General features: G+C 63.5%; 24 protein-coding genes, 1 tRNA gene and 1 pseudogene. 12 read left to right on the top strand and 14 right to left on the bottom strand.

Going from position 1 to position 22,932, the window contains the following annotated elements:
• Positions 1-173: 173 nt before the first annotated feature.
• From NKJ81_RS08995 to NKJ81_RS08975, 5 genes are all read right to left on the bottom strand, one after another.
• Positions 174-2,705 carry an NAD-dependent epimerase/dehydratase family protein gene (locus NKJ81_RS08995; RefSeq protein WP_352540226.1) on the bottom strand — a complete coding sequence of 844 codons (2,532 nt, stop codon included), beginning with the start codon at positions 2,703-2,705 and terminating at the stop codon, positions 174-176.
• Between the two features lie 189 nt (positions 2,706-2,894).
• On the bottom strand, positions 2,895-3,782 hold the full coding sequence (locus tag NKJ81_RS08990) for an arginase family protein (RefSeq protein WP_352540225.1): 888 nt from the start codon (positions 3,780-3,782) through the stop codon (positions 2,895-2,897).
• A 377-nt stretch (positions 3,783-4,159) separates the two neighbouring features.
• Complete coding sequence (locus NKJ81_RS08985; protein WP_023678569.1) at positions 4,160-4,660, bottom strand: DUF6496 domain-containing protein; 501 nt, start codon at positions 4,658-4,660, stop codon at positions 4,160-4,162.
• Between the two features lie 122 nt (positions 4,661-4,782).
• Positions 4,783-5,460, bottom strand: a complete 678-nt coding sequence (locus tag NKJ81_RS08980) for a dienelactone hydrolase family protein (protein ID WP_352458285.1) — start codon at positions 5,458-5,460, stop codon at positions 4,783-4,785.
• A gap of 11 nt (positions 5,461-5,471) precedes the next feature.
• Positions 5,472-6,206 carry a phosphoribosyltransferase gene (locus NKJ81_RS08975; protein ID WP_352540224.1) on the bottom strand — a complete coding sequence of 245 codons (735 nt, stop codon included), beginning with the start codon at positions 6,204-6,206 and terminating at the stop codon, positions 5,472-5,474.
• Positions 6,207-6,521: 315 nt separating this feature from the next.
• Between NKJ81_RS08975 and NKJ81_RS08970 the strand changes: the two genes are divergently transcribed.
• Positions 6,522-6,932, top strand: a complete 411-nt coding sequence (locus NKJ81_RS08970; protein ID WP_352458287.1) for a CBS domain-containing protein — start codon at positions 6,522-6,524, stop codon at positions 6,930-6,932.
• Positions 6,933-7,020: 88 nt separating this feature from the next.
• Here NKJ81_RS08970 and NKJ81_RS08965 read toward each other — a convergent pair whose 3' ends face one another.
• The gene (locus tag NKJ81_RS08965) at positions 7,021-7,500 is read right to left on the bottom strand and encodes an Hsp20/alpha crystallin family protein (protein ID WP_352471471.1); all 480 of its coding nucleotides are present in this window, start codon (positions 7,498-7,500) and stop codon (positions 7,021-7,023) included.
• Positions 7,501-7,783: 283 nt separating this feature from the next.
• On the opposite strand from NKJ81_RS08965, the gene NKJ81_RS08960 reads away from it, so the two are divergent.
• Positions 7,784-8,221 carry a DUF2267 domain-containing protein gene (locus NKJ81_RS08960; RefSeq protein ID WP_023677864.1) on the top strand — a complete coding sequence of 146 codons (438 nt, stop codon included), beginning with the start codon at positions 7,784-7,786 and terminating at the stop codon, positions 8,219-8,221.
• Between the two features lie 49 nt (positions 8,222-8,270).
• Positions 8,271-8,741: a YbhB/YbcL family Raf kinase inhibitor-like protein gene (locus tag NKJ81_RS08955; RefSeq protein ID WP_352471470.1), complete on the top strand. Its 471-nt coding sequence runs from the start codon at positions 8,271-8,273 to the stop codon at positions 8,739-8,741.
• Between the two features lie 24 nt (positions 8,742-8,765).
• Here NKJ81_RS08955 and NKJ81_RS08950 read toward each other — a convergent pair whose 3' ends face one another.
• Positions 8,766-10,241, bottom strand: a complete 1,476-nt coding sequence (locus NKJ81_RS08950; RefSeq protein WP_352540223.1) for an FAD-dependent oxidoreductase — start codon at positions 10,239-10,241, stop codon at positions 8,766-8,768.
• 1 nt (position 10,242) lies between these two features.
• On the bottom strand, positions 10,243-11,295 hold the full coding sequence (locus tag NKJ81_RS08945; RefSeq protein WP_352471468.1) for a hypothetical protein: 1,053 nt from the start codon (positions 11,293-11,295) through the stop codon (positions 10,243-10,245).
• Between the two features lie 232 nt (positions 11,296-11,527).
• On the opposite strand from NKJ81_RS08945, the gene NKJ81_RS08940 reads away from it, so the two are divergent.
• Both NKJ81_RS08940 and NKJ81_RS08935 read left to right on the top strand, forming a co-directional pair.
• On the top strand, positions 11,528-11,797 hold the full coding sequence (locus tag NKJ81_RS08940) for a hypothetical protein (protein WP_352471467.1): 270 nt from the start codon (positions 11,528-11,530) through the stop codon (positions 11,795-11,797).
• Positions 11,798-11,821: 24 nt separating this feature from the next.
• Positions 11,822-12,258: pseudogene (locus tag NKJ81_RS08935) on the top strand (YqaA family protein).
• 199 nt (positions 12,259-12,457) lie between these two features.
• Here NKJ81_RS08935 and NKJ81_RS08930 read toward each other — a convergent pair.
• From NKJ81_RS08930 to NKJ81_RS08920, 3 genes are all read right to left on the bottom strand, one after another.
• Positions 12,458-13,231, bottom strand: coding sequence for a sulfite exporter TauE/SafE family protein (locus tag NKJ81_RS08930; protein WP_352471466.1), 774 nt, complete (start codon positions 13,229-13,231; stop codon positions 12,458-12,460).
• 223 nt (positions 13,232-13,454) lie between these two features.
• The gene (locus NKJ81_RS08925; RefSeq protein ID WP_352540222.1) at positions 13,455-14,342 is read right to left on the bottom strand and encodes a DUF1259 domain-containing protein; all 888 of its coding nucleotides are present in this window, start codon (positions 14,340-14,342) and stop codon (positions 13,455-13,457) included.
• Positions 14,343-14,434: 92 nt separating this feature from the next.
• Positions 14,435-15,076, bottom strand: coding sequence for a hypothetical protein (locus NKJ81_RS08920; RefSeq protein WP_352540221.1), 642 nt, complete (start codon positions 15,074-15,076; stop codon positions 14,435-14,437).
• Between the two features lie 238 nt (positions 15,077-15,314).
• On the opposite strand from NKJ81_RS08920, the gene NKJ81_RS08915 reads away from it, so the two are divergent.
• Positions 15,315-16,220, top strand: a complete 906-nt coding sequence (locus NKJ81_RS08915) for an alpha/beta fold hydrolase (RefSeq protein WP_352471462.1) — start codon at positions 15,315-15,317, stop codon at positions 16,218-16,220.
• On the opposite strand, the gene NKJ81_RS08910 is transcribed toward NKJ81_RS08915, so the two are convergent.
• A tRNA-Arg gene (locus tag NKJ81_RS08910) sits at positions 16,215-16,291 on the bottom strand. The two genes, NKJ81_RS08915 and NKJ81_RS08910, sit on opposite strands and share 6 nt — an antisense overlap.
• Before the next feature lie 47 nt (positions 16,292-16,338).
• On the bottom strand, positions 16,339-17,031 hold the full coding sequence (locus tag NKJ81_RS08905) for a winged helix-turn-helix transcriptional regulator (RefSeq protein WP_352457625.1): 693 nt from the start codon (positions 17,029-17,031) through the stop codon (positions 16,339-16,341).
• Between the two features lie 339 nt (positions 17,032-17,370).
• Between NKJ81_RS08905 and NKJ81_RS08900 the strand changes: the two genes are divergently transcribed.
• The 4 genes from NKJ81_RS08900 to NKJ81_RS08885 all read left to right on the top strand — a co-directional run bounded on the left by NKJ81_RS08900 (position 17,371) and on the right by NKJ81_RS08885 (position 18,939).
• Positions 17,371-17,697, top strand: coding sequence for a DUF1330 domain-containing protein (locus NKJ81_RS08900; protein ID WP_023677873.1), 327 nt, complete (start codon positions 17,371-17,373; stop codon positions 17,695-17,697).
• Between the two features lie 115 nt (positions 17,698-17,812).
• On the top strand, positions 17,813-18,343 hold the full coding sequence (locus NKJ81_RS08895) for a hypothetical protein (RefSeq protein ID WP_352471461.1): 531 nt from the start codon (positions 17,813-17,815) through the stop codon (positions 18,341-18,343).
• 120 nt (positions 18,344-18,463) lie between these two features.
• A complete protein-coding gene (locus NKJ81_RS08890; RefSeq protein WP_352471460.1) occupies positions 18,464-18,754 on the top strand; it encodes a hypothetical protein in 291 nt (96 codons plus the stop codon).
• A 41-nt stretch (positions 18,755-18,795) separates the two neighbouring features.
• Positions 18,796-18,939 carry a glycine zipper domain-containing protein gene (locus NKJ81_RS08885; protein WP_352540220.1) on the top strand — a complete coding sequence of 48 codons (144 nt, stop codon included), beginning with the start codon at positions 18,796-18,798 and terminating at the stop codon, positions 18,937-18,939.
• Positions 18,940-19,011: 72 nt separating this feature from the next.
• Here NKJ81_RS08885 and NKJ81_RS08880 read toward each other — a convergent pair whose 3' ends face one another.
• On the bottom strand, positions 19,012-20,175 hold the full coding sequence (locus NKJ81_RS08880) for a M20 aminoacylase family protein (RefSeq protein WP_352540219.1): 1,164 nt from the start codon (positions 20,173-20,175) through the stop codon (positions 19,012-19,014).
• 270 nt (positions 20,176-20,445) lie between these two features.
• On the opposite strand from NKJ81_RS08880, the gene NKJ81_RS08875 reads away from it, so the two are divergent.
• Both NKJ81_RS08875 and NKJ81_RS08870 read left to right on the top strand, forming a co-directional pair.
• Positions 20,446-21,624, top strand: a complete 1,179-nt coding sequence (locus NKJ81_RS08875; protein ID WP_352471494.1) for a D-alanyl-D-alanine carboxypeptidase family protein — start codon at positions 20,446-20,448, stop codon at positions 21,622-21,624.
• A gap of 4 nt (positions 21,625-21,628) precedes the next feature.
• Positions 21,629-22,756 carry a CobW family GTP-binding protein gene (locus NKJ81_RS08870; RefSeq protein WP_352540218.1) on the top strand — a complete coding sequence of 376 codons (1,128 nt, stop codon included), beginning with the start codon at positions 21,629-21,631 and terminating at the stop codon, positions 22,754-22,756.
• Positions 22,757-22,932 lie beyond the last annotated feature (176 nt).

The following is a 22,932-nucleotide window of genomic DNA, read 5'->3' as shown; positions in this document are numbered from 1 at the left end:
TCCTCCCTAATTTATTTGCCGACTTGTGAAATGCAGATACGCGGAAAATTCAAGTTGGAAGGGTACGGCCGCCTTTGCGCCTTTCGCCGACTTCCCGCTCGATGTGTTCGACAGGTTGATGCGGATCAATCTTTGCAGCCACCTGGCCGACCGTCCTGCGCCGCCGAACATTCTCAGACGATGGCCCGGTCCCAGCCGCCATAATGCGCAGCGCTGCGCGTGCCGCGCGGCAGGCTGAGCCCGACCAGCAGCGCTCCGATCGCCAGATTGGCGAGGCTCGCCGCCGCGCCGCCGGCGAGCATGAACGGAGAGAGGGCGATCCAGGCTCCAAGCGCTATGTTCACAAAGCGGACGGCGCGCGCCACCTCGGCCATCGCCGTAACGGCGATCATGATGACCAGGCAGCCGGTGACATGATCACTGAAGTAGAGCGGCGGGCTGGTGCCGAAGACAAGCGGCGTGATCATCAGCAGGGCGCCGGCGAGTGTGCTGGCGACAAGGGTCCGGGGGAAATTCACACCGCCAGTGACGAAGTCCCGCGCCACTGCCGATAGCGGCCGGTCGAGATCCGGCGTTGGCGTCTGGTCCTCCGAAAGTGCCGGACCTCCGCACCAGAATGTGCGCCAGAACGGCTCTCCCGCTTGTTTCGCGTGCCAAAGATACTGGCAGCTCGCCAGCACCTCGTCGACCGAATAAGGGATGAGGACGACGGTGACGGCAGCCTGGACGACGCAGAGCGTGCACAGCGCCCCGATGAGCGGTGGCTGGATGATGATGAAGCCGACGCTGACCACACCGAGCGGAACGACCAGCAAGCCGAACAAAAGCACCATCCACGGCATGGTACGCCAGCGGCGGCGATCGCCGATCGCGCCCGCGAGGATATCCAGCGCATAGGCGAAGGCGCCCAGCCCGGCATCGGCGATCGGAAAACCCTTGGAGACCCAGGAGGTGACCACCGCCTCGCTGCCATTGCCGGCCGGCGTTTCGCCCGGGCCGAAGAACGGATCCCAAAGACTGTCGATGTGCCCTAGCTGATAGGCAGCGAGATAGCGCGAGACGAACAGGCCGACAAAGGCGAGGCCGATTATGGGAATGCGCTGGGTGAAGAGGGAGGGCGAATAGCTCCAGCCGAGCGGGCGGTCGTCATCGGCGGCAAGGGCACGCCGGCTGATACCCGGCGTCGGCGGGATCATCACCGCGAACGCGACGATCAGCATGCCGGCCAACGTGTCGGTCGCGTAGGCTCCGGCGCTGGTGGTCCAGAACAGCAGCGGCGCGAACATCACCCAAACCCCGATCGAGGCGGTGATCCATTGCAGCCCGTGCCAGCGCCGGCGCATGCCGACGAGCGCCAGCGACAGGATGGCGAGGCCGGATACGATCTCACTGATGCCGAGCCTGCCGTCGCGCGTCTCCGGCGAGGCGATCTCATGTCCGAGCGCCGGCGGAATCGGTGCTGAAGCGGGATCGAACAGGCCGAGCGTGAAGGGCGACGCCACGAGCCACAGCCCGATCGCAACGTTGGTCAGCGGCGCCCACAGCGTTGCGGCCCGGTGGCGTTCGGTTTCCGCCTCGACCTCGTCGTCCGAGCGCTCGAGCGGGCGCTGCAGCCGTTCGGCGGCCTGGTCGAGCTCGGGCGCGGAAGCGGCGGCCGCCGACGGTTCAAGCTTGTTCTTCTTGTACCAGTCGGTAGGATCCGCCTTCAGCCGCCGGATCATTTCCGGCAAGGTAGCGGTCAGGCGGTGCCGCGGGTTCCAGCCAAGCAGGCGCCTGGCGCGGGAGATGTCGATCTCGTAGTGATCGTCGGCGTTCTCGATCATCCATGGTTTGATGTCGGTCTCCTGGTCGAGAACCTTCTCCTGCATCCAGGCGCCGAGCTTCGTCACCTCTTTCGGCAGGGACAGGGTCCGCCAGGTTTCGCCATGCAGGAGCTGCCCGATCTGCTTCTGCATCTCGTCGTAGGACGGCGTCTCTTCTTCGGCGATCAGCAGTACGGTCTCGTCGGGAAGCGCGCTGCGCCGGTCGACGGTGCGCACCACGGCGTCGACGAGATCGTCCAGATGCAGGTAGGGCTGGCCGGTGGTGATGTCGCCGGTGAAAAGATAGGCGGTCGGCATGCGCTCGAAAATGCGGGCGATCTGCTGGGCGATGAAGGCCGCGTGACAATCCTCGTCATAGACACCCGCCAGTCGCAGGATCGCAACCTTGATGTCGCCGTGCTCCTTCAGGATCAGCGTCTCGGTCTCGGCCTTCGATCTCGGATAGGCCCAGGCCGGATCGATCGGCGATCGCTCGTCGATCCTGGCGCCCTTCGCCGGGCTCGGCGCATGCACCAGCAACGTGCTCGAAAACACGAACTGCTCCGTCTCGAACCCCCTCAGCGCGTTCAGCAGCCGGCGCGTTCCCTCGACGGTCACCGCGCCGTATTTCGGATTATCCTCGCCGGTCGTGTCGTAATAAGCCGCGAGATGGATTACCGAGGCAACGCGGCCGCCGCTCCGCTCGCGCACCTCGGCCAGTGCCTTCGCCACGCTCGCGTCCGAGGTAAGGTCGATCTCGATCGTCTCGACGCCGGGCAAGGATCGTCTGGCAACATCAAGGCCGATGATGTCGTAGCGCTCCATCAAGCCGCGAGCGATGGCCTGGCCCAGAAACCCGCTGCTGCCTGTGATCAGGACGGTGGGACGGGTTTTGCCGGTCATGGCGAATCTCCTTGGCGATAGCCGGGTAGAAGAAGCCGAATGCTTCGGTCGCACACTCGGAACCATGTTCGTTGAGAACGGTTCCCGATGAGGTAGCACCACAGAATGGGTGCGCGCGGCGATCCGTCAGACCGACGGCCATTCGTGCCGGCGGATTGCGTTCGTGCACAAGTGCAGGACTCCCATTGGTCACCGGCCGCGAAGGGAAGCGACCAGAATGTCGATCAGCAGCTTGCCGCAGCGACGATCCGGATCGCGGTCGGGATCATAGATCGTCACCTCCATCCCAATCACGCGTGGATCGTTGCACCATGTGCGAAGGGCTTCGACAGCTTCGTCGGGCAAGACACCGCCGGCCTCCGGCGAATCGACAGCCGACATGATCTCGCTGTCCAGCACGTCGACATCGAAGTGAACGAATACACCCTCGACGTCCTGCCCTGTGATCGCGTCAAGCGCTATGCGTGCCGCATCGGCGAAGCCGCGCTGCCGCACGTCAGCCAAATCCATCCGGTGAACATCGGTTTCGAAGACGGCCTTGGACGTGTAAGTCGCGGGGTCCTGCACATCGCGATAGCCAAACGCGACTACGTCGGCCTCACGGACCAAAGGAGTGTGCTCGCCGAAATCGGTCAGGAGCGTCGGGCCATGGCCGGTCACGAAGGCCAAATCCATGCCCGCGGCTCCCTTTGACGGCGAGGTATCCGGCAATTTGAAATCGGTGTGCCCATCGAAGAAGATAAGGCCGTAGCGGCCACGACGCCGCAGCGCGAGCGCAGGGCCAAGCAACACACTGCAATCGCCGCCGAGCATGAGCAGGAACCCTCCCGAGTTCAGCTCCTCGTCGACCGCTTCGGCAAGCGTCTTGGAATACTGGCGCAGGGCCTGGGCATTGCGCACGCCCGTCGCAGGATCCACCTCAGGCCGATAAAGCGGAGCCCGAACCGAGCGCAACGGACCGGCGCCCAAACGGTCGGCGAGACCAAGCGATTGAAGTGCCTCCGGCGCCTTCCACACGCCGGGCTCCGGCTCACCCTCCTGCGGCATCAGCCCAAGATTAGAGGGCGCGCCGAGCAAAGCGATATGTCTCGTCTGAGTGGTGGCTCGCGGCATTGTCGTGCTGGCAGCTGAGGTCATGATCAGAGTTTCTCCGCGTTATGGGCGATACGCATCATGCTCAAGAAACAGGCTGCGCTTTCCTGACCGGTCTCCCGCTGCCCTTGCCGCCGAGTACCTCCGGTCGGTGTCACGCGTCGGGCAGCATCGCGAGCGACGAGTATTGCTCGTTCAGCGCCACCGTGTCGTCAGCGGTGATTTCGAAGTCGATGTTGTCCCGCGGATGCAGGCTCTGGTTCGCCTTGGGCAGCGGCGTTGTCCCGCGCTGCCGGGGCAGAGCTCGATACCGGTCGTTTGGGCCATATCGGATTTCCAGGAGGCGAACTGCCGTCTTTGAACTATGCGTGGTGTGCGCGCGTTCTGGCGGCCTTCTGCGCCGCCGCCTTCCTTCCGCTGGCGCCTTTCGTCTCGGCGGCCTTCTTGGCGGCGGCCGAGCGCTCCTCAGCCGTCCGGCGCGAGGCCGCACGCTTGGCCTGCTGCGCCAGCGCCTCGTGCGACGCCGTGCTCTTCGGCTCGTGCTCGAGCACCTTGGAGACGGCTTTCGAGACCCGCGGGCGGCGTTTCGGCGTGCGTTCACCCTGGCCGGCCTCATAGGCGTATTCGGCGCTTTTGCGCGTGCTCTCCTTCACCTTGCCCTTTTTGGGCGGGGGCAGGTCTACGCCTGCGCGTCTCGCCTCGGAAAGCCCGATGGCGATGGCCTGCTGGGTCGAGCGCGCGCCGTGCTCGCCGCGGCGGATTTTATCGATCTCCTCGTGCACGAACTCGCCGGCCTGTGTGCTCGGCGATTTGCCCTCGCGCTTGTCCTTTCGGGCCTTCTCGATGGTTTTCTTGTCCGGCATTGTCTTTCTCCCACATACGGGTTGCGACAGCCATTCGGATTGCAGCTGCGCGCGGTCTTATGAGGATCATAACGCGTTGAGCACGCAAATGATCCCGGCACTGGTGATCCAAGCCCCAGCCGTCAGGACGTTGATGCCGATCTGTCCGAAACCAGATGGCGCAAGAACCATCGGCTCGCCAGACCCGCGACTTCGTCCAGGGCGCCAGGCTCCTCGAACAGATGTGTCGCGCCAGGGACAATGGCGAGCTCCTTCTCGCTGCGGAGCGCCGCCAGCGCCGAGCGGTTGAGTGCGATCACTTCCGTGTCCGCGCCTCCGACGACGAGCAAGGTCGGCGCCCGGACGCGCGGCAGGGCGTGCGCTGCAAGATCGGGCCGGCCACCACGCGAAACTACGGCCGCGGCCTGGTCGGGCCGCTCGGCCGCCGCCACCAGGGCGGCACCGGCGCCCGTGCTCGCGCCGAAATAGCCAAGACGCAACCCCGACGTTTCCGGCGAGGCGCCGAGCCAATCCGTGACGCCGACCAGCCGGTCGGCGAGCAGTCCGATATTGAAGCGCAACTCGGCCGTGACCTGGTCGATCCGCTCCTCTTCGGCCGTCAACAGGTCGATGAGGAAGGTGGCGAGGTTCGCCTCGTTCAGCCTTTCGGCCACGTGGCGGTTGCGCGGGCTGTGGCGGCTGCTTCCGCTGCCGTGGGCGAAGAGCACAAGGCCGCGAGCATCCGGGGGCAACGAAAGATTGCCCTCAAGCGTGACAAGTCCCGCGGGAACATGCACGACGTGCTCGCTATCCCGGTCCATATCCACCTCCGCTATGTCGATCTGGTGCCAGGCGCCGGACCCGCGCCCGCGCGCCCAGCCAATTCCTCTTCGGAAGCGGCAGGCTTGTGGGAAGCCGCAGGCTTGCGCACGGACCTGGCGAGGAGCGCGCGGACCTCTTCATCGCTCGTCTGCGAGAAATCCACGTACCAGCGCCCGACACCCAGCAACGGCTCTGGTGTCGTCGCGCAAACGACCTCGTCGGCGTCCGCCCGCATCGCGTCGCAAGTGTCGGGGCTACCGACGGGAACGGCCGCGACAATATGGGCGGCGTGGTTTTTTCGCAGCGCCTTGATCCCGGCCCGCATGGTCGATCCGGTCGCAAGCCCGTCATCCACGAGGATAATGGTTCGTCCATTCAACTGCGGTGGGGGTCGCCCGTCCCTATAGAGGTGCTCGCGGCGCAGAAGCTCTTTTTCCTCCTTTGCAGCGACCGCGTCGATGACATGTGGCGGGATCGCCAGACCGTTGACGATTTCGTCGTTCAGGACACGTACACCTGAGGGCGCGATCGCCCCCATGGCCAGTTCCTCGTGACCGGGGACGCCGAGCTTGCGCACGACGAAGACGTCGAGCGGTGCCTTGAGTGCCTGCGCGACCTCGTAGCCGACCGGCACGCCGCCTCGGGGCAGCGCCAATACGATCACATCGTCGCGGCCGGCAAAGCGAACGAGTTCCCCGGCGAGTTGCCGCCCGGCCTCGCGGCGATCTGAAAAGATGATAGCCATGACCTTCAATCCGCGTGCATCTGTTTTCCCGGTGGATGTTTTTTCACCAGCCTGCGTCCACATTCCGTGGGATGGGTGCGGCACCGGTACCATTTTGGAACTCGCTCGCTGCCTGGACGTTCCAAGAATAGTTTCGATCGCGAGGTGCCGGCACCGGCACGCGCCTCAGCGCGGATCGGGAAGATCGAAGATAGTGATCCGTACATGCCTCGTCCGGCCAGCTGGCAATCTAGCGATGCGTGGCAACAGGTCCGTCTGGCGACTTGTTGCCTCAGCAATCAGGGAAAGGAATATCCCATGCAAGTTCAGGAGATCATGAGCCGTCGGACCGAACTGGTCGGCCCGAACACGACAATCAGGGATGCCGCCCGGAAAATGCGGGCCGACAATCTCGGCGCCCTTCCGGTCGGCGAGAATGACAGGCTGGTCGGCATGGTGACAGACCGCGACATCGTGATGCGCGGCGTCGCCGAGGAGCGCTCAGCCGGCAACACGACCGTTCGCGAGGTCATGTCCGAGCATGTCTATTGGTGCTTCGATGACGCCGATATCACCGATGCGGCGAAGATCATGGCCAAGCATCAGGTGCGTCGTCTTCCGGTGATCAATCACGACAAGCGCCTCGTCGGCGTCATTGCCCTGGCCGACCTCGGGCGGACCGATAAGGAAGCCGCCAAAATCGCTCTCGAAGGCGTTTCCGAGGCAACGGACGATCCCCGGCGCTAGACGCTCGCCTGGGCGGTTGCCGCCGTGCTCGCCGTTCTTCTCCATCTGGGCTGAACGCCGCCTGCTCAGGCAGCCTTCAGTTTGGCAACTATCGCGCTTTCACTTCTATGCGGCGTGTCTTGTCCTTTGCAGCGGGGTTCTTCGGAAGCTCGACAGCCAAAATGCCGTTCCTGAAAGTGGCCTGCACCTTGTCGGCATCGATCTCCGCTTCCAGCGGGATGGTCCGCTGAAACCGGCCATAACTGCGTTCGCTGTAGGTGCGGCCGCCTTCGCCTTCCTTGTGCTCCGAACGCTTCTCGCCCGTAATAAAGAGGGTGTTTTCGCGCAGCTTGAGCTCAACGTCCTTCTGCTCGAGCCCCGGCAATTCGGCGGTGACCTTATAGGCTTGGTCTGTTTCATGTACGTCGACGCTCGGCCAAAGATCGCCGGCCGTAGTCGCTTCGGCCATCGGCGCGAAGAAGTCGTCGAACAGGCGGTCAATCTGCCGGTGGAATGACGTGAGCGGGTCGCGCGCGGATGGGTAGAGGCTGCGCGATGGCGTCCGGGGCGCCAAATCGTGATGTGCCATGGTTCTTCTCCTGTTTTTTGTGTCTGCATCACTCGTCGCCATGTGATCGGCGACGGCAAACAAAACTCGTCCACCCATGAGGATGTTCCGGTGCCGGCCAAGAAAGGTGGTCGAAAAACAGCGGCAAAAAAGCCGGCCCGAATTCCCTCATGACGGGACCTCCGACAACAGACGGGACCTCCGACAATAAATGCGCATCAGGACATGCGCATGGGGGAACAACGGGCAGGTACGGCTGTTTGGTCACATCACCTAGTCGGATTTGAACGGAAGGAGGATTTCGATGAATGCCACCGGACTCGACGTATTCGACAAGACACTGCAGACCACGAACATCTGGCTCGACGAGATCATGGACGAGATTGGACCGGATCGGCAGGTCGCCTGGCACGTTCTCGGAGCGGTGCTGCACGCCCTTCGCGACCGTATGCAGCCGGATCTTGCAGCCCACCTCGGCTCGCAGCTGCCGATCCTGGTGCGCGGCGCCTTCTATGACCAATATCAGCCTTCCAAAGCTCCCGAGAAGATGCGGTCGCTCGACGAGTTTCTGGCCAAGATCAAGGCGGAGCTGGAATTTACCCGCCCGGTCGATTCCAAGGATGCATTCAGGGTCGTGTCCAAGGTACTCGCCCATCACGTCGGAGAAGGACAGATGCACAAGGTCTGGGAATCCCTGCCGGGCGAGATAAGACGCGTCGCCGAAGCTCAGCAAGCGGCGTGAACGGCGCAGGCGCGGGCTTCTCGGTCGCAACCTCCTTGGGGAAATAGCAATGCCACTCACCCTTATCAGCCCGGCGTTCCGGGCAGGCGGAAGAATTCCCGAAAAATATGCGCGTGACGGCCAGAACGTCTCGCCGCCGCTGAAGTGGTCCGGTGTCCCGGATGGTACCAAGAGCCTTGTTCTTGTCGTGCGGGATCCCGATGCACCAAGCGGGATTTTCGGGCACTGGGCGGTGTTCAACATCCCGCCGGATGCCGGGGGACTAGCCGAGGCCGAAGACGGCAAGCCCGGCCCGTCGGCACTCAGGCAAGGCACCAACGATTTCGGCAATGCGTATTACGATGGTCCGCAGCCGCCTGCAGGGCACGGCGTCCACCATTACCACTTCCTGCTGGCCGCGCTCGATGTGCCGAGCCTCAGCGTACCAGGACAGGCGGGCGTGCATCAGGTCTGGAAGCAAGCCCAGAAACACGCATTGGAGGAGACGGAGCTGGTCGGAACCTACGAACGGCCGGCGTGACGCGGGCCGTGTCGGTCGCCGCCTTCACAATGTAATCTGGGCAAGCGGTTTTCGGGCAGGGCCGTGGATGACCGAACCGTCGGCGGCGAAGATCGAGCCGTGGCAGGGACAATCCCAGGTGTGGTCCGCATTGTTCCAGGTTACGGTGCAGCCCTTGTGGGTGCAAATCGCCGAAACCGCCTGGAGTGCGCCTTCGGTGTCTCTCCACGCCGCAATCTTTTCGTCTCCCCTGACGATCACGCCGCCCATACCAGGCGCAATGTCGTGGGTGCTCGAGACGATCGATTGACTGCGGCCGTTCTTGTGGAAGTCCTCAGGATAGGGCCGGGCCGGATCGTAGAGTTTTTGCCATGGGCTCGGGCGGCCGCAGATCAGGTCGGCGATCATCTCGCCCACGGCCGTCCCGTTGGTGATGCCCCAGGCGTTGAAGCCCGTGGCAATGTGGAAGCCGGCGGCCTTGGCGGGATAGGGTTCGCCGGCATATGGGATCCTGTCGGCCGTATCATAGTCCTCATTGCACCAGCGCCAGGCGACGTCGCCGACCGGAAGGTTCTTTCTTGCCCAGTTTTCCAGTTCGACAAACCGCTTGGCCACGTCGCCGTCCCAGCCGGTGTTGAACTTGGGGCCGAGCGTGACCAGCAGTGGCCCTTCGGCATCACGGCCCGTGCGGATGGAATGCGTCGGGTCGTCGATGCCGATGAACATGCCGTCGACAGGGAGGGGATCGTCGATCCGAAAGGCCATGGCGGTGTGGCAGCGCGGTTGCGTCCGGTTCGCCATGCCGACGGGGCTCTTCACCGTCATGTTGGTGGCGACGACGACGTGCCCGGCATCAACGGCGCCGCCATCGGTGACGACGCGCCAGCGACTTGCCTCGTCGATCGAGGTGGCGCGGCTGTTTTCGAAGATCCGACCGCCACGGGCCGTCACCGCTTCCGCCAGGCCAACCAGATACATCGCCGGATTGAACTGCGCCTGGTCGGGGAACCGTAGCGCGGCGGCCGTTACGAAAGGCAGCGGCGCGCGGTCGAAGATCTCGGCCTCCAGCCCGACCTGGCGCGCGGCCTCCGCCTCGGCCGCAATCTCCGCGCAGCGGCGTTCACTGCAGGTGTAGGTATAGGCGTCCTTGCTCTCGAAATCGCAGGCGATGGCGCAGTTGTTAACCCAATCGCGGATTTGGCGCGCGCCGGCGGAATTCGCATCGGCATAGGTCTGCGCCAGGTCCCGGCCAACGCTGTCGATGAGATGACGATAGATCAGCGCATGCTGCGTGGTGATCTTGGCCGTCGAGCGGCCGGTCACCTGGCCGCCTGTGCGCAGGCCTTCGAGGACGACCACCGACCGGCCCGCCTCGCAAAGCCGAAGCGCCGTCGTCAGCCCGACAATTCCAGCACCCACGACAACGGCGTCCGCACGGATCGAACCTTCGAGCTGGGGATAGTTCGTGGAGGCGGCTGCCGCCACCCAACAGCTTCCCGGTTTTCCCAAGAGAATGGCCATTTCAACCGCGCCCCTTGCGTCTCCATGCACTTCCATCGACAACCGCGCCGGCGGAGGAACGTTCCCGAGCTTGGTCGCTTTCAATCATTGTCTCGCCACCCCGGGTCAGAAAAGCGCCGGGAAGGTGCGAGGTGCAGGCCATCACCCAGGTGATCGCCTCGCGGTCGTATTCGTCGCCGGAGCGCCAGTCCTCGAAGAAGGCGTTCAGCCTATCGACACGCCCCGGCCAGATACCGGCGGCCTGCAGGCCGAGCGAAACGCCGTAATTGGTGAAGGCGAACTTGGTATCGCGCAGCCATGGCGCGCGGCTGAAATAACCGGGCGGGTCGACCCACATCGTTTCCAGGGTTCGCAGCGAACGCCTCGTCTGGGCCTCGGCCCACGGCTCGTCGGGAGAGAAATGGGCGAGCCACAGCATCATGCCGAGGCCGAGGTCCTGGTCGATGTCGAGGCTGCGCCAATCGCGCTCCATCAGGGCACGCATCTGCGCGATCTCGGGCGCCAGTTCCTCGTCGTCGAGCATTCGGTAAGAGACGTAGCCGTCATAGGCATCCATGCTGCCGAGGCCGTAGCCGGGGTAAGGACCGCTCAAATCCTCCTGCATCTTCCAGATCACGCCGCGGCCAGGGACCACAAACGCCGGGTGAATGTCCCTCGCCAGCGCAATGCCGCGCTTGCGGTATTCCGGCTTCAGATCGCCGAGACGCGCCAGGGCGAACAGCCACATCGCCAGATAGTGGAAATACTGGCCGTCGCGATCGGCCGCTTCGCCGATCCTCAGTCCGCGCCGGCGGCCGAGCACACGCTCGACATCGGCGACCAGCCGCTCGGCCTCGTCCAGCCAGCGCTCTTCGCCAGTTTCCGCATAAAGCGAGACGTAGAGCACGACCCCGAATGCATCGGTCCACAGATACCGCAAGCCGTTGGGCCAGATGCCTTCGCCGCGCATCCAGTCGAGTTTTTGCAGGACATAATCGACGTCACGCAGCATCGCGCCAAGGCCCGAATCCACGGCAGACTTTGCCGATGTTCGGTTCCATGCGATTGCGGGCATGCGGCATATCTGCCTCCGCTCCGGTTGGCCTTAGCCAGATACCGCGAAACGATCTGATCGGCGGCAGGTTCCTTGGCCGCTTTCACCGGCGCGACCCTCACGATTCTCGCGGAGACTTTGCAGGCTGAAGGAACAGCAGAATTATGATGCGCTGCGCTGGCCACGGATCGGTATCGCAACTGACGCTGCGCCGGAGCCCTTTAAGGTCGCCTGCGGTCTGGCTGCGGGGACGTTGGAAATCGTCGACACACCGGCCGGCGAGCGGACGCGGCTGACCATCGATCGCCAGGCCGACGATCTGGCAGCGACGGTGATCATCGACCGGCCCGGCGGGCCGGAGACGCTTCGCCTCGAACCTGTCGGCGACAACCATCACCGCCTTGAGAGCACCGTCGCCCCTGCCGAACCGCATGAGTTCCAGGCAGGTCTGGTGCTGACCGCGAAAGATCGCGAACAGGTGCTGCCGTTCAAGATGGTCGAACCCGAAGGTCACCATCATTAGGTCGACTGGCGGATATGCGGTTCAATGACCGATCTCGCGGCCTGTGCTGGTCTGTTCCTGGCGGCCTTGCTCGCCGCTACGATCCTGCCGATGCAATCGGAAGCAGTGCTGGTCGAGCTCGTGCTTGCGGATTACTCGCCCTGGCTGCTCATCGGAGTCGCGAGCGTCGGCAACGTGCTTGGATCGGTGATCAACTGGCGGCTCGGGCGAGGCATCGAGCGCTTTCGGGGCCAACGGTGGTTTCCGATGAACCAAGCGCAACTGGACCGCGCGCAAGTGTGGTATCGCCGCTATGGAAAGTGGTCGCTCCTGCTGAGTTGGCTGCCGGTTGTCGGTGATCCGCTAACCGTCGTCGCGGGCGTCCTGCGCGCGAGCCTTTTCGGGTTTTCCTTTTGCTGGTCACTGCCGCCAAGGTCGGCCGCTATCTGGTTCTTGCCGCCGTGACCCTGAGCGCGATCTAATCTCACGAAGCTTCTCGAAGCTGAGCTGGTTAGGTCGGCTGGTTCGAAGAGCCCTGTATGATGCGCGCGGACGGGAAGCGCTAGCTCTTTTTGACGGCGACCTTGTCGAGGGCTGCGCGCAGGCCTTTTGCCAGCTTCTGCGTATCGCGCGACCGGTCAACCAAGCTACGGCGCAGCGCTCCAGCCAACATCGACATTGTTAAGACATTCCTGTGGCCGCGCGCCAGGCCTGCACAACGAAGCTGTGCTGGTTCCAGATCATCAGCGCTCCACTCACAGCCATGAGCGCGACCACAAGGCCGCGGAACTGTCGTCCACTTAGGCGTTCGAGCCAGCGCTTGGCCAGCAGATTGGCAAGCGCAGCGCCCAAACCCGCGGCTGCGCCGTACATGACCGCCTGACCACCGAGCGCGCCGAGTCCGGTGAATACCGCGATCTTGACGACATCGGTCACAAACGAGTTCACCGATTTCGTGGCGACCAACGTCTCCTTCTCCGAACCGTAGTTCAGATAGAGCGAATTCAAGACGGGTCCCACCGTGCCCATCAGCGCCGACAACAGCGCGACGATCAGGCCGGCCGGGAGGAACCACCAGCGGCGGGCTCGGTAGCTCCGCTCGCGCGCGCCGCCGCGAAATTCCCAGACTGCACTGATCAGATAGATCCCTATGAGTATCTGGAGCCATTCCGCCCGACTGTTGGCGAAGAGCCAGGAGCCCGCAGCGGCACCGGCGATGGCGCCGGGCAGGTACCAACGGACCAGGCTCCAATCGATGTCGCGCCGGAAGGCCAGGGCGCGGATGGGATTGCCGATGAGCTCGGTCAAGGTGATGACCGGCGCAACCGCCGCGCTCCCTGTGATGAAAGTCACGGCGGGGATCAGCAATAGACCTCCGCCTCCGGCCGAGAGGGTGTTCAGTGTCCAGGTGAGGAACCCCGCCAACGCCAGGAGGCCTAGTCTAATCCAGTCCATCCGATCAGAACGAAGCGGACCTTTGATCGTTCCGAACGCGTTAGTTCGCAAAAGCCCGGCCCGCCCCTTGAGTCTCGTGTGCGATGGAAAGGTGATCTCAGGCGCAATGCTGGTGGCGGAGAGACGCCGTGCCAGAGAACCATTCCCGAGGCGGCGGGAAGAAGGCCGACGATGCTCCGAGTCGGCCGAACTCCGCCGTTGGACGCGCGCGCGGACGCCCAATCTAGCTCTTTTTGACGGCGACCTTGTCGAGGGCTGCGCGCAGTTCTTTCGCCAGCTTCTGCGCATCGTCGTACGCCCAGAAATGCATGAAGAAGAGCCGCGGTTGCTCATCGAGCATGTGGCTATGCAACGCGGTGATCTCGATGCCGTTGTCCTGCATGGCTTTGATAACCGGATTGACCTCCTTTGCTGTCAGCACAAAATCACCCGTGATCGCCGCCTTGCCGCCACCTGTCGATTGGAAGTTAATCGCTATTGCCGAGCCCATGGCCGCCGGCACTTCCATTCCATTTTCCTCGACCGGCTCAGCGCGCGAGATCGTGAACTGGTAGACCGCGCCATTGGCCTTACCCTTATAACCGATGGTTTGGTCGACACCGGCCGTGTCGAACTCGATCTGTGGTGCGGCTTGCGGCTGGGCGCCGCCTCCCATCGGTGTTTTGCTCAGCGCCAATCCGGCATGAAGCGCTGTGGCGAGCGTAACCGGGTCGCCCTGGCCGAAGACGTGCATGTAGAGTGTCATCGGCTCCGCGCGCAGCAAGTGGTTGTGTACCGCAGTGATCTCGATCCCGCTTTCTTCAAGCTTCTTCATGACCGGGTTCACCTCGTCCTGCGTCAGAACGATGTCGCCCATAACCATTGCCTGATCTCCCATGGGTTCGAACGCAATCCAGCCTCCAAGCGCAAATCCGGGTTTCAGGGCCACGCCGTCGAGCGAAACCTTCAGGTCCGTTCGCGGCAGCCCGACCCGGTAGACGCCATCAGGCGTCTCGGTTCCGGATTTGCCGAGCGCCTTAGCGATTGTTTGCCAATCGGGTGCCGCCGATGCCGGTTGGAGCAGCGCCGACATCGCGATCAGCATTGCTCCGGTCACGAGTTTTGCATGCATGGGATTTCTCCTTGTGATCTGCCCCCCAATTTGTCATGCGGCTGCTGGCTTCGTGGCGGGAGGGTCGGCGCCGCGCATGATCGCGGCAATGATTACGATCGCCGGGTCGCGCTCGAGCCCATTTTTGGATCGGGCTCGCCGGCATATGGAATCCTGTCGGCCGTATCATAATCCTCATTGCACCAGCGCCCCACGACGTCGCCGACCGAAAGGTTCTTTCTCGCCCATTTTTCCAGTTCGGCAAACCGCTTCGCCACGTAGCCGTCATAGGCATCCATGCTGCCGAGACCATAGCCAGGATATGGGCTGCTCAGATCCTCCTGCATCTTCCAGATCACGCCGCGGCCAGGGACCACAAACGCCGGGTGAATGTCCCGCGCCAGCGCAATGCCGCGCTTGCGGTATTCCGGCTTCAGATCGCCGAGACGCGCCAAAGCAAACAGCCACATCGCCAGATAGTGGAAGTACTGGCCGTCGCGATCCGCCGCTTCGCCGATCCTCAGTCCGCGCCGGCGGCCGAGCACACGCTCGACATCGGCCACCAGCCGCTCGGCCTCGTCCAGCCAGCGCTGTTCGCCAGTTTCCGCATAAAGCGAGACGTAGAGCACGACTCCGAATGCATCGGTCCACAGATACCGCAAGCCGTTGGGCCAGATGCCTTCGGCGCGCATCCAGTCGAGTTTTTGCAGGACATAATCGACGTCACGCAGCATCGCGCCAAGGCCCGAATCCACGGCAGACTTTGCCGATGTTCGGTGTCCCGCGATTGTGAGCATGCGGCATGTCTGCCTCCGCTCCGATTGGCCTTAGCCAGATACCGCGAAACGATCTGATCGGCGGCAGGTTCCTTGGCCGCTGTCACCGGCGCGACCGGGAACCCTCGACCTGATCATGAGTTTCGGATCCAGGCGCTCACAACGGGATGCGGGGGTTACCAGTCATTTTCGGAGCCTTTCGATCGAGGAGGCAAAGTTGCGACACCGCCAAATCAGAGTTGACGGAATTACTGTCTTCTTTCGCGAGGAAGGCCCGGCCGACGCTCCGGTGCTTCTGCTGCCGCACGGCTATCCCTGTTCGTCCTATCAGTTTCGAAGGCTGATGCCCGGACTGGCTGATCGCTGGCACACGTTCGCCCCGGATTTTCCTGGCTTCGGCTACAGCGCTACGCCCGACATGGCTGCATTCGGCTACGATTTCGAGACCTATGCCGGGTTTTTGGCGGCTTTCGCGGACGCGCTCGGCCTGTCTCACTATGCGCTCTGGCTGCACGATTACGGCTCGCAGATCGGATTGCGCCACGCCATCGCCTATCCGGAGCGCGTTGCCGCGCTTATCATCCAAAACGGCGACATCTACGAAGACGTGCTCGGCCCGAAATACGCAGCCATCAAGGCGTATTGGAACGACAAGACGCCCGACAAGCATCGCCCGCTGGAAGAAGCGGTGAGCGAGGAGGGCTTCCGGCACGAGTTCATCGGTGAGGTTGGCGAGGCCGTGGCCGAGCGCGTGCCACCGGATCTGTGGAAACTCCATTGGCCTCTGATGGACACGCCGCCCCGTCGGCGGCTTGCGGTCGGCCTGATGGAGAAGCTGGAGGCGAACCTCAACTGGTTCCCGAAATACCAGGCTTATCTGCGCGAACGGCAACCACCGACACTGATCGTCTGGGGTCCCGAGGATGGCTATATGCCGGCCGCATCGGCCCGCGCCTACAAGCGCGACTTGCCGCAAGCAGAGCTCCATCTCCTCGATGGCGCCGGCCACTGGCTACTGGAAACCCATTTCGATGAGGCGCTTGCGTTGGTGCGCGACTTCCTCGCACGCGTTCACAGCCGAGCACCGACGCGACCGTCAGGTAACCAGTTGAAAGCGTGGTGATCCCGACAGGAATCGAACCTGTGACCTACAGATTAGGAATCTGCCGCTCTATCCTACTGAGCTACGGGACCACGCGGCCCGACACATAACCGCTTCGGGACGTTTCGCCAAGAGGCAGCTAGGCCGCTCGCTTGGGTTCGACCGCGAACGGGCTCAGGCCGAGCCAGGTCTGCATTTTGCGCGCGATGTCCTGGTCGCCCGTCAAGATGACTTTCGGCCCGGCCTTCTCGACGGTGATCAGCCCCATCCAGATTTCGGTCATGGTGTGCAGGTCGGTCGAGACGTAGAGATCGACATCGAAGCCCGGATCGTACCAGCAGAGGTCGACCTCGCCGTGCTTCTCGACGATCAGCCACCATGACCGCTTGGAGGCGGGGAGCTCCTGATACAGAAATTGTATCACCGTGCGCCCGTCGGGCAGCGGCGACGCGTTGAGATTGCGCCGCATGTCCCACATCAGCAGCGATGGATCGAGGTTCTTCAGCGACAGCCGCGACTCGACCCATTTCTGGCCCCAAAAACCCATCGCCTCGACGACGGAACGGAGATCCCTGCCTGCCTCGGTCATCCGGTATTCGAAGATGCCTTTCTCGCCGCGCACCTCCTTGCGCTCGACGATCCCGGCCAGTTCGAGCTCCTTGAGCCGTTGCGACAGAAGGGTCGGCGACATTTTGGGGACGCCGCGGCGCAGATCGTTGAAACGGGTCGAGCCCGCCACCAATTCGCGAAGCAGAACCATGGTCCAGCGGGTGCACAGCACCTCCGCGGCCATCGATAACGGGCAGAACTGTTTGTATCCGGACTGGGTCACGATGTTGCCTTCCCCTCAAACTCCGCCGGAACCATAGGCCTTTCCCAGCGACGCGGCGAGTACAGAAACTGTACCGGCCCAGTGCGGTGGAATCGAAGTTCCTGCTTTCTGGGTGGCATCAGCGTTAGGAACTTCAAATCCAAAACCACACTGGAAATCCAAGCACTTGCTGGTGTGGCTTTTGAATCCGAAATTCGCTCGCTGCGTAGCTCCAAAGTGAATGCGAATTTCGGATTCGCCACACCAGTACAGATCGGGGACTGGCTGGCGCGACCCTTGCCATGCGACCCCTCTGCCGCTGCACGGGATACCCCTGTGCACGACCAGGAGACATGACCCATGACCGCTTACGTTATCGCAGACATCAAGGTGAGGGACCCGAAGTGGATGCCGGCCTATGCCGCGTCGGTCCACGACCTCGTTCACAAGCACGGCGGCAGATATCTGTCGCGCAGCGGCAATGTGAAGACGCTCGAAGGCAAGCCGCTCGACACGACGCTGATTGCCTTGATGGCGTTCCCGACCGAGGCCGCGGCGCGCGCCTTCACCGACGATCCTGCCTACGCGCCGTTCGTTTCGGCCCGTCAGGGCGGCAGCGACAGCCGTTTCCAGCTGATCGACAACTCCGATCTGGCCGGAACCATCCCCTATCTGCCGAAGGGATGATCGGCATTCGTCGCATCGGGACAGGGATCTCCCAGCAACAACAGCCACAGCGCCCACCTGCCGGACCTCCTTACTTCCGGCGGCCGGCCGGGCTGTGCTTTTCAAGAAGAATGGAATGACTATGACAATCAACTTTCGCAACAAGTTCCTCGCTGCCGCGGCGCTGCTGTCGGCCTGCACCGCGCTGGCGCAGGCGCATCAGGCAGCGCCCGCGCCCGGTCCCAATCCGCTGGCCGACAAGGTACGCGCGGCCAACAGCCGCTTCGAGAATGTGGCGGCGGCGACCGCCGAGGGCTACGCGCCCATTCCCTGCGCCAGCGGCATCACCGGCGGCGCGATGGGCATCCACTATGTCAATCCCGGCTACCTCAAGGACGACGCGGTCGATGTCGCCAAGCCGGAAGCGGTGATGTACGAGCCGATGGCCGACGGCACGCTAAAACTGATCGCGGTCGAATACATCACCTCGAAAGGCCCGGCCTCGCTCGATGGGCATCTGTTCAACTTCAACAGCGCCCCCAACCGCTACGGCCTCGGCCCGTTCTACGAGCTGCATGTCTGGGCCTGGAAGGGCAACCCGACCGGCGCGTTCGCGGACATGAACCCGAACGTGTCGTGCGAACCGACGACTGCTGTCAGCCAGTAAGCAGCCGAGCCAGGCGGCGCCAACGCCGCCTGGCCGAATGTGGGAGCAGGCCCCAAAGAGGTCGGGATAGCGGAACTTTCGGGACGCCGGCGCGCTTTAGTGTCCCGAAGGAGACACCGCATGAGCGCCACCAAAGAGTTCTTTCAAACGTGGCTGCAGGAGAATGTCGGCAATTTGCCGGCCGAGAGCGAGGTGAGCGTCGCCGTTCTGGCGCAGCAATTCGAGCAGGACGCCGACGCTGCCGGCTATGGCCACGAGGTTCGCGAAGACGAACTCGGCAATATCCAGGAGGCGATCGAGGCAGCCCTGAAGAAGGCGAGGACAGGCGAAGAGCCGCAGGCTGCCGACGACAATGAGCTGGCGCCGGTCATGGAGGCGCTGGAGGTCGAGGATCCGAAGAGCGGACCGTAGCGGTTGCGGCTCTTCCCTTCCACGCTACATGACCGGGCATAATGGATGCCAAACACCTCACACTCGGCGTCGTGATCGGCGTGGCTATCGGCGTCGTGTTGGACAACATTGTTGCGGGCATCGGTATAGGTATTGCTCTGGGCATTGCCTTCGGCTTTGCCCGGAAGTCGTCCGGCCGGAAGTGACCAGCAGAACATGTCCTGCCCGGTTTTGCCGCCCAGAGGTGCGGCGGTTGCCGCACCGCCGATGCCGAATGGCTACGCCGCCAGCGCTGTTTCCGCCAGCTTCACCCAATAGCTCATGCCGTGCGGGATGACCTCGTCGTTGAAGTCGTAGGCTGGGTTGTGCAGGCCGGCGGTATCGCCGTTGCCGATGAAGATGAAGGCGCCCGGCCGCGCTTCAAGCATGTAGGAGAAATCCTCGCCGCCCATCACCGGCTGGATGGCGCGGTGCACATGGCTGTCGCCGGCGACGTCGGCCGCGATGTCGCTGGCAAAGACCGTCTCTTCCGGATGGTTGAAGGTGACGGGGTAATTGGCATTGTAATCAACCTCGATTGTCGCGCCGAAGGCAGCGCCCAGGCCTTGGCAAAGTGCGCGGATGCGCTCCTCTGCCTTCTTGGCGACTTCCTTCTTCAGCGTGCGTACGGTGCCGGCGATCTCGGCGGTCTCGGGAATGACGTTATAGGCGTCGCCGGCATGGAATTTCGTCACCGAGACGACCACCGCCTCGACCGGATCTGTGCTGCGCGAGGCGATCGTCTGCAATGCGCCGACGAGTTGGCTGGTGATGACGATCGGATCGATGGTGCCGTGCGGCATCGCCGCGTGGCCGCCCCGGCCCTTGACGGTGATGGTGAATTCGGCGGTCGCCGCCATGATCGGGCCCGGCCTGATGGCGAACTGGCCGATCGGCAGGCCCGGCATGTTGTGCATGCCGAAAACCTTGGAGATACCGAAGCGCTCCATCATACCGTCCTTGACCATCTCGTTGCCGCCGCCGCCGCCTTCTTCGGCCGGCTGGAAGATGACCGCGACGGAGCCGGCGAAATTGCGCGTTTCGGCGAGGTATTTGGCGGCACCCAACAACATAGCGGTGTGGCCGTCATGGCCGCAGGCGTGCATCTTGCCGGGGACGGTCGAGGCATAGGATTTGCCGGTGATCTCGTTGAGCGGCAGGGCATCCATGTCGGCGCGCAGGCCGATGGTCGACCCTTCGCCGTGGCGGCCGCGGATGATGCCGACGACGCCGGTCTTGCCCAAACCCGTCACGATATCGTCGCAGCCGAAAGCCTTCAGCTTCTCGGTGACGAAAGCGGCGGTCTTGAAGACGTCGAAATTCAGCTCCGGCGTCTGGTGCAAATGGCGGCGCCAGCCGGCCACCTCGTCCTGCATTTCGGCGGCTCGGTTCAGGATCGGCATGATGGTTCCATTTCGCTGTTGGAGCAGGCGGTCTTGGCCTGCTGCTTTGCAATTGTGCCTGCTGCCTTGCAACCATGCACGCTGCTTTGCATTGTGCTGCTGCTTCCACATTGTGATCGGCAGCACTTTGCCATGTTGACGTCACATAGAGTAAATAGCACCGCGACTGTGGTCCGGGAACAGAGGGCCGGACCATTATCCTGGCGATCGTGTAACGAAATCTTACGGAGCCAGGTGCGACTGCGGCAAGAGGCTATTTCGGTTTTCATGATGCGCTACAGGCATTTCCTCAGACTGTTGGTGGCGGGCACGGTGGTGCTTGCGTCGCTGGCCGGGCCTGCCTTGGCCAATCCGACAATCCTGTTCGACCTGAACAGCGGCAAGATCCTGCAGCACAAGGAGGCGTTCAGGCGCTGGTACCCGGCGTCGCTGACCAAGCTGATGACCGCCTATGTGGCGTTTCGGGCGATTGCCGCGGGCGAGGTCCAGCTCGATTCGCCGATCAAGGTAACGAAACATTCCGCCGGCGAGCCGCCGAGCAAGATGGGCTTCAAGCCGGGCTCGGTGATGCGGTTGGACAATGCGCTGAAGATGATGCTGGTCAAATCGGCCAACGATATCGCCATGGCGGTCGGCGAGAATATCGGCGGTTCGCAAGCGGCTTTCGCCGAGCGCATGAACGCCGAAGCGCAGAGGCTCGGCATGAGCGGGTCCCATTTCGTCAATCCGAACGGGCTCTATTCGCCGGACCAGTATACGACGGCGCGCGATCTCGCTTTGCTGGTGATGGCGATTCGCAAGGAATTTCCGCAATATGCCCCCTGGTTCTCGATCGAAGGCCTTGCCGTCGGCAAGAAGGCGATCTCCAACTACAACCTGCTGATCGGCCGCTATCCGGGTGCCGACGGCATGAAGACGGGTTTCGTCTGCTCGTCCGGTTTCAACATGATCGGCTCGGCGACCCGCAACGGCCGCACCCTGGTCGCCGTGGTGCTCGGCGAACGATCGGCAGTCACCCGCGCCGAGGCGGCGGCAAAACTGCTCGACCAGGGTTTTGCAACCCCGGCGCCGAGCTGGCTGACGGTCGCGGCGCTGCCCGCCTATGGGGACACCATGTCGGCCAACGACATGAATGACGAAATCTGCAAGAAGAAGCCGGTCGAGGAGCAGTCGGAGGCCGCCCCCGCGGTCGGCGACAAGGGCAAGGACGTGCCGAAATCGCCCTATCAGGAAAAGCTCGACCATGTGCCGACGCTGATCGCCGTCGGCCTCGGCGGCGCCACGGGGCCGAAGCCGAAGGCGATGGTCGACGCTTCCGGGCAGGAATATGCCGACGTGCCGCTGCCGACATGGCGGCCGGACCGGGCGCCGCCGGCCGGCGCCGAGCCAGTTGTGGCCGGATCCGCCACCGCCGCGCAGGTCCAGCAGCCGGCCAAGGCGCTGAACTAGCCGCATGGCCGGCTTCCCGATCCCCGTTTCGGTGCTCACCGGCTTTCTCGGTGCCGGCAAGACGACGCTGCTCAACCGGCTGCTCCGGGATCCGGCGCTCGCCGACACCGCCGTCATCATCAACGAGTTCGGCGAGGTGGCGATCGACCATCTCCTGGTCGAGCAGGCCTCCGACGGCATCATCCAGCTCTCCGACGGCTGTCTCTGCTGCACGGTGCGCGGCGAGCTGGTCGACACGCTGGCTGACCTCGTCGACCGGCTGCAGACCGGCCGCATCGACCGGCTTGCCCGCGTCATCGTCGAGACCACCGGGCTCGCCGATCCCGCCCCCGTACTGCAGTCGATCATGGCACACCCCGCCCTGGTCCAGGCCTTCCGGCTCGACGGCGTCATCACCCTGGTCGATGCCGTCAACGGCAATGCGACGCTCGATGCGCATGTCGAGGCGGTGAAGCAGGTGGCCGTCGCCGATCGCATGGTGCTCAGCAAGGCCGACCTGACCACGGATGCAGGCGATGTCGAGGCGTTGCGGGCGCGGCTCAGGCAGCTCAACCCGGGCGCCGTGGTGCTCGACGCGGGCGAGGCAAGCACCGCGACCCTGTTCGATAGCGGCCTCTACAATCCGGCCACCAAATCCGTCGATGTGCAGCGTTGGCTGGGCGAACAAGCCGGCCACGACCATGACCACGGCGGGCATGATCACGACGGGCATGATCACGACGAGCATGACCATGCCGACCATGATCACCATGACCACAGGCACGATTCCCGTGTGCGTTCGTATTCGCTGGTTCATGACGGGCCGGTGCCGTTTTCGGCAATCGAGATGTTCCTCGATCTGTTGCGCTCGGCGCATGGCGAGCGCCTTTTGCGGATGAAAGGCGTCATCGAGCTTGCAGAAGACCGGTCGCGGCCGCTGGTTATCCATGGCGTGCAGAAGATCCTGCATCCGCCGGTGCAACTGCCGGCCTGGCCGGACAGCCAGCGCCGCACCAGACTGGTGCTGATCACGCTCGACATGCCCGAAGACTATGTCCGGCGGCTGTTCGCCGCCTTCACCAACCGGCCGTCGATCGACACGCCGGATCGCGCAGCACTGGAAAGCAACCCGCTGGCTATTGCCGGATCGTGATCTCCCCCCTTGAGGGGGAGATGTCGCCGAAGGCGACAGAGGGGGTCGCCTCGGCTGGCGCGACCCCCTGTGGGACGAAAGAAAAGGTTGGCGCTTCACGCGCGGCAACCCCCTCTGGCCTGCCGGCCATCTCCCCCTCAAGGGGGGAGATTATCCCGCTCAGCCGCTTTCGCCAG

The organism is Mesorhizobium sp. M0018, assembly GCF_040323955.1.
GTDB lineage: Bacteria > Pseudomonadota > Alphaproteobacteria > Rhizobiales > Rhizobiaceae > Mesorhizobium.
The sequence above is the reverse complement of the archived record's forward strand: the minus strand, read 5'-3'. Positions and strand labels throughout refer to the sequence as shown.

Excerpts from the sequence above, each read along its gene's own strand:
- NKJ81_RS08995 (WP_352540226.1), bottom strand. The coding sequence starts at position 2,705 with ATGACCGGCAAAACCCGTCCCACCGTCCTGATCACAGGCAGCAGCGGG.
- NKJ81_RS08985 (WP_023678569.1), bottom strand. The coding sequence starts at position 4,660 with ATGCCGGACAAGAAAACCATCGAGAAGGCCCGAAAGGACAAGCGCGAG.
- NKJ81_RS08980 (WP_352458285.1), bottom strand. The coding sequence starts at position 5,460 with ATGGACCGGGATAGCGAGCACGTCGTGCATGTTCCCGCGGGACTTGTC.
- NKJ81_RS08975 (WP_352540224.1), bottom strand. The coding sequence starts at position 6,206 with ATGGCTATCATCTTTTCAGATCGCCGCGAGGCCGGGCGGCAACTCGCC.
- NKJ81_RS08970 (WP_352458287.1), top strand. The coding sequence starts at position 6,522 with ATGAGCCGTCGGACCGAACTGGTCGGCCCGAACACGACAATCAGGGAT.
- NKJ81_RS08965 (WP_352471471.1), bottom strand. The coding sequence starts at position 7,500 with ATGGCACATCACGATTTGGCGCCCCGGACGCCATCGCGCAGCCTCTAC.
- NKJ81_RS08960 (WP_023677864.1), top strand. The coding sequence starts at position 7,784 with ATGAATGCCACCGGACTCGACGTATTCGACAAGACACTGCAGACCACG.
- NKJ81_RS08955 (WP_352471470.1), top strand. The coding sequence starts at position 8,271 with ATGCCACTCACCCTTATCAGCCCGGCGTTCCGGGCAGGCGGAAGAATT.
- NKJ81_RS08950 (WP_352540223.1), bottom strand. The coding sequence starts at position 10,241 with ATGGCCATTCTCTTGGGAAAACCGGGAAGCTGTTGGGTGGCGGCAGCC.
- NKJ81_RS08945 (WP_352471468.1), bottom strand. The coding sequence starts at position 11,295 with ATGCCCGCAATCGCATGGAACCGAACATCGGCAAAGTCTGCCGTGGAT.
- NKJ81_RS08930 (WP_352471466.1), bottom strand. The coding sequence starts at position 13,231 with ATGGACTGGATTAGACTAGGCCTCCTGGCGTTGGCGGGGTTCCTCACC.
- NKJ81_RS08925 (WP_352540222.1), bottom strand. The coding sequence starts at position 14,342 with ATGCATGCAAAACTCGTGACCGGAGCAATGCTGATCGCGATGTCGGCG.
- NKJ81_RS08900 (WP_023677873.1), top strand. The coding sequence starts at position 17,371 with ATGACCGCTTACGTTATCGCAGACATCAAGGTGAGGGACCCGAAGTGG.
- NKJ81_RS08895 (WP_352471461.1), top strand. The coding sequence starts at position 17,813 with ATGACTATGACAATCAACTTTCGCAACAAGTTCCTCGCTGCCGCGGCG.
- NKJ81_RS08890 (WP_352471460.1), top strand. The coding sequence starts at position 18,464 with ATGAGCGCCACCAAAGAGTTCTTTCAAACGTGGCTGCAGGAGAATGTC.
- NKJ81_RS08885 (WP_352540220.1), top strand. The coding sequence starts at position 18,796 with ATGGATGCCAAACACCTCACACTCGGCGTCGTGATCGGCGTGGCTATC.
- NKJ81_RS08880 (WP_352540219.1), bottom strand. The coding sequence starts at position 20,175 with ATGCCGATCCTGAACCGAGCCGCCGAAATGCAGGACGAGGTGGCCGGC.
- NKJ81_RS08875 (WP_352471494.1), top strand. The coding sequence starts at position 20,446 with ATGCGCTACAGGCATTTCCTCAGACTGTTGGTGGCGGGCACGGTGGTG.
- NKJ81_RS08870 (WP_352540218.1), top strand. The coding sequence starts at position 21,629 with ATGGCCGGCTTCCCGATCCCCGTTTCGGTGCTCACCGGCTTTCTCGGT.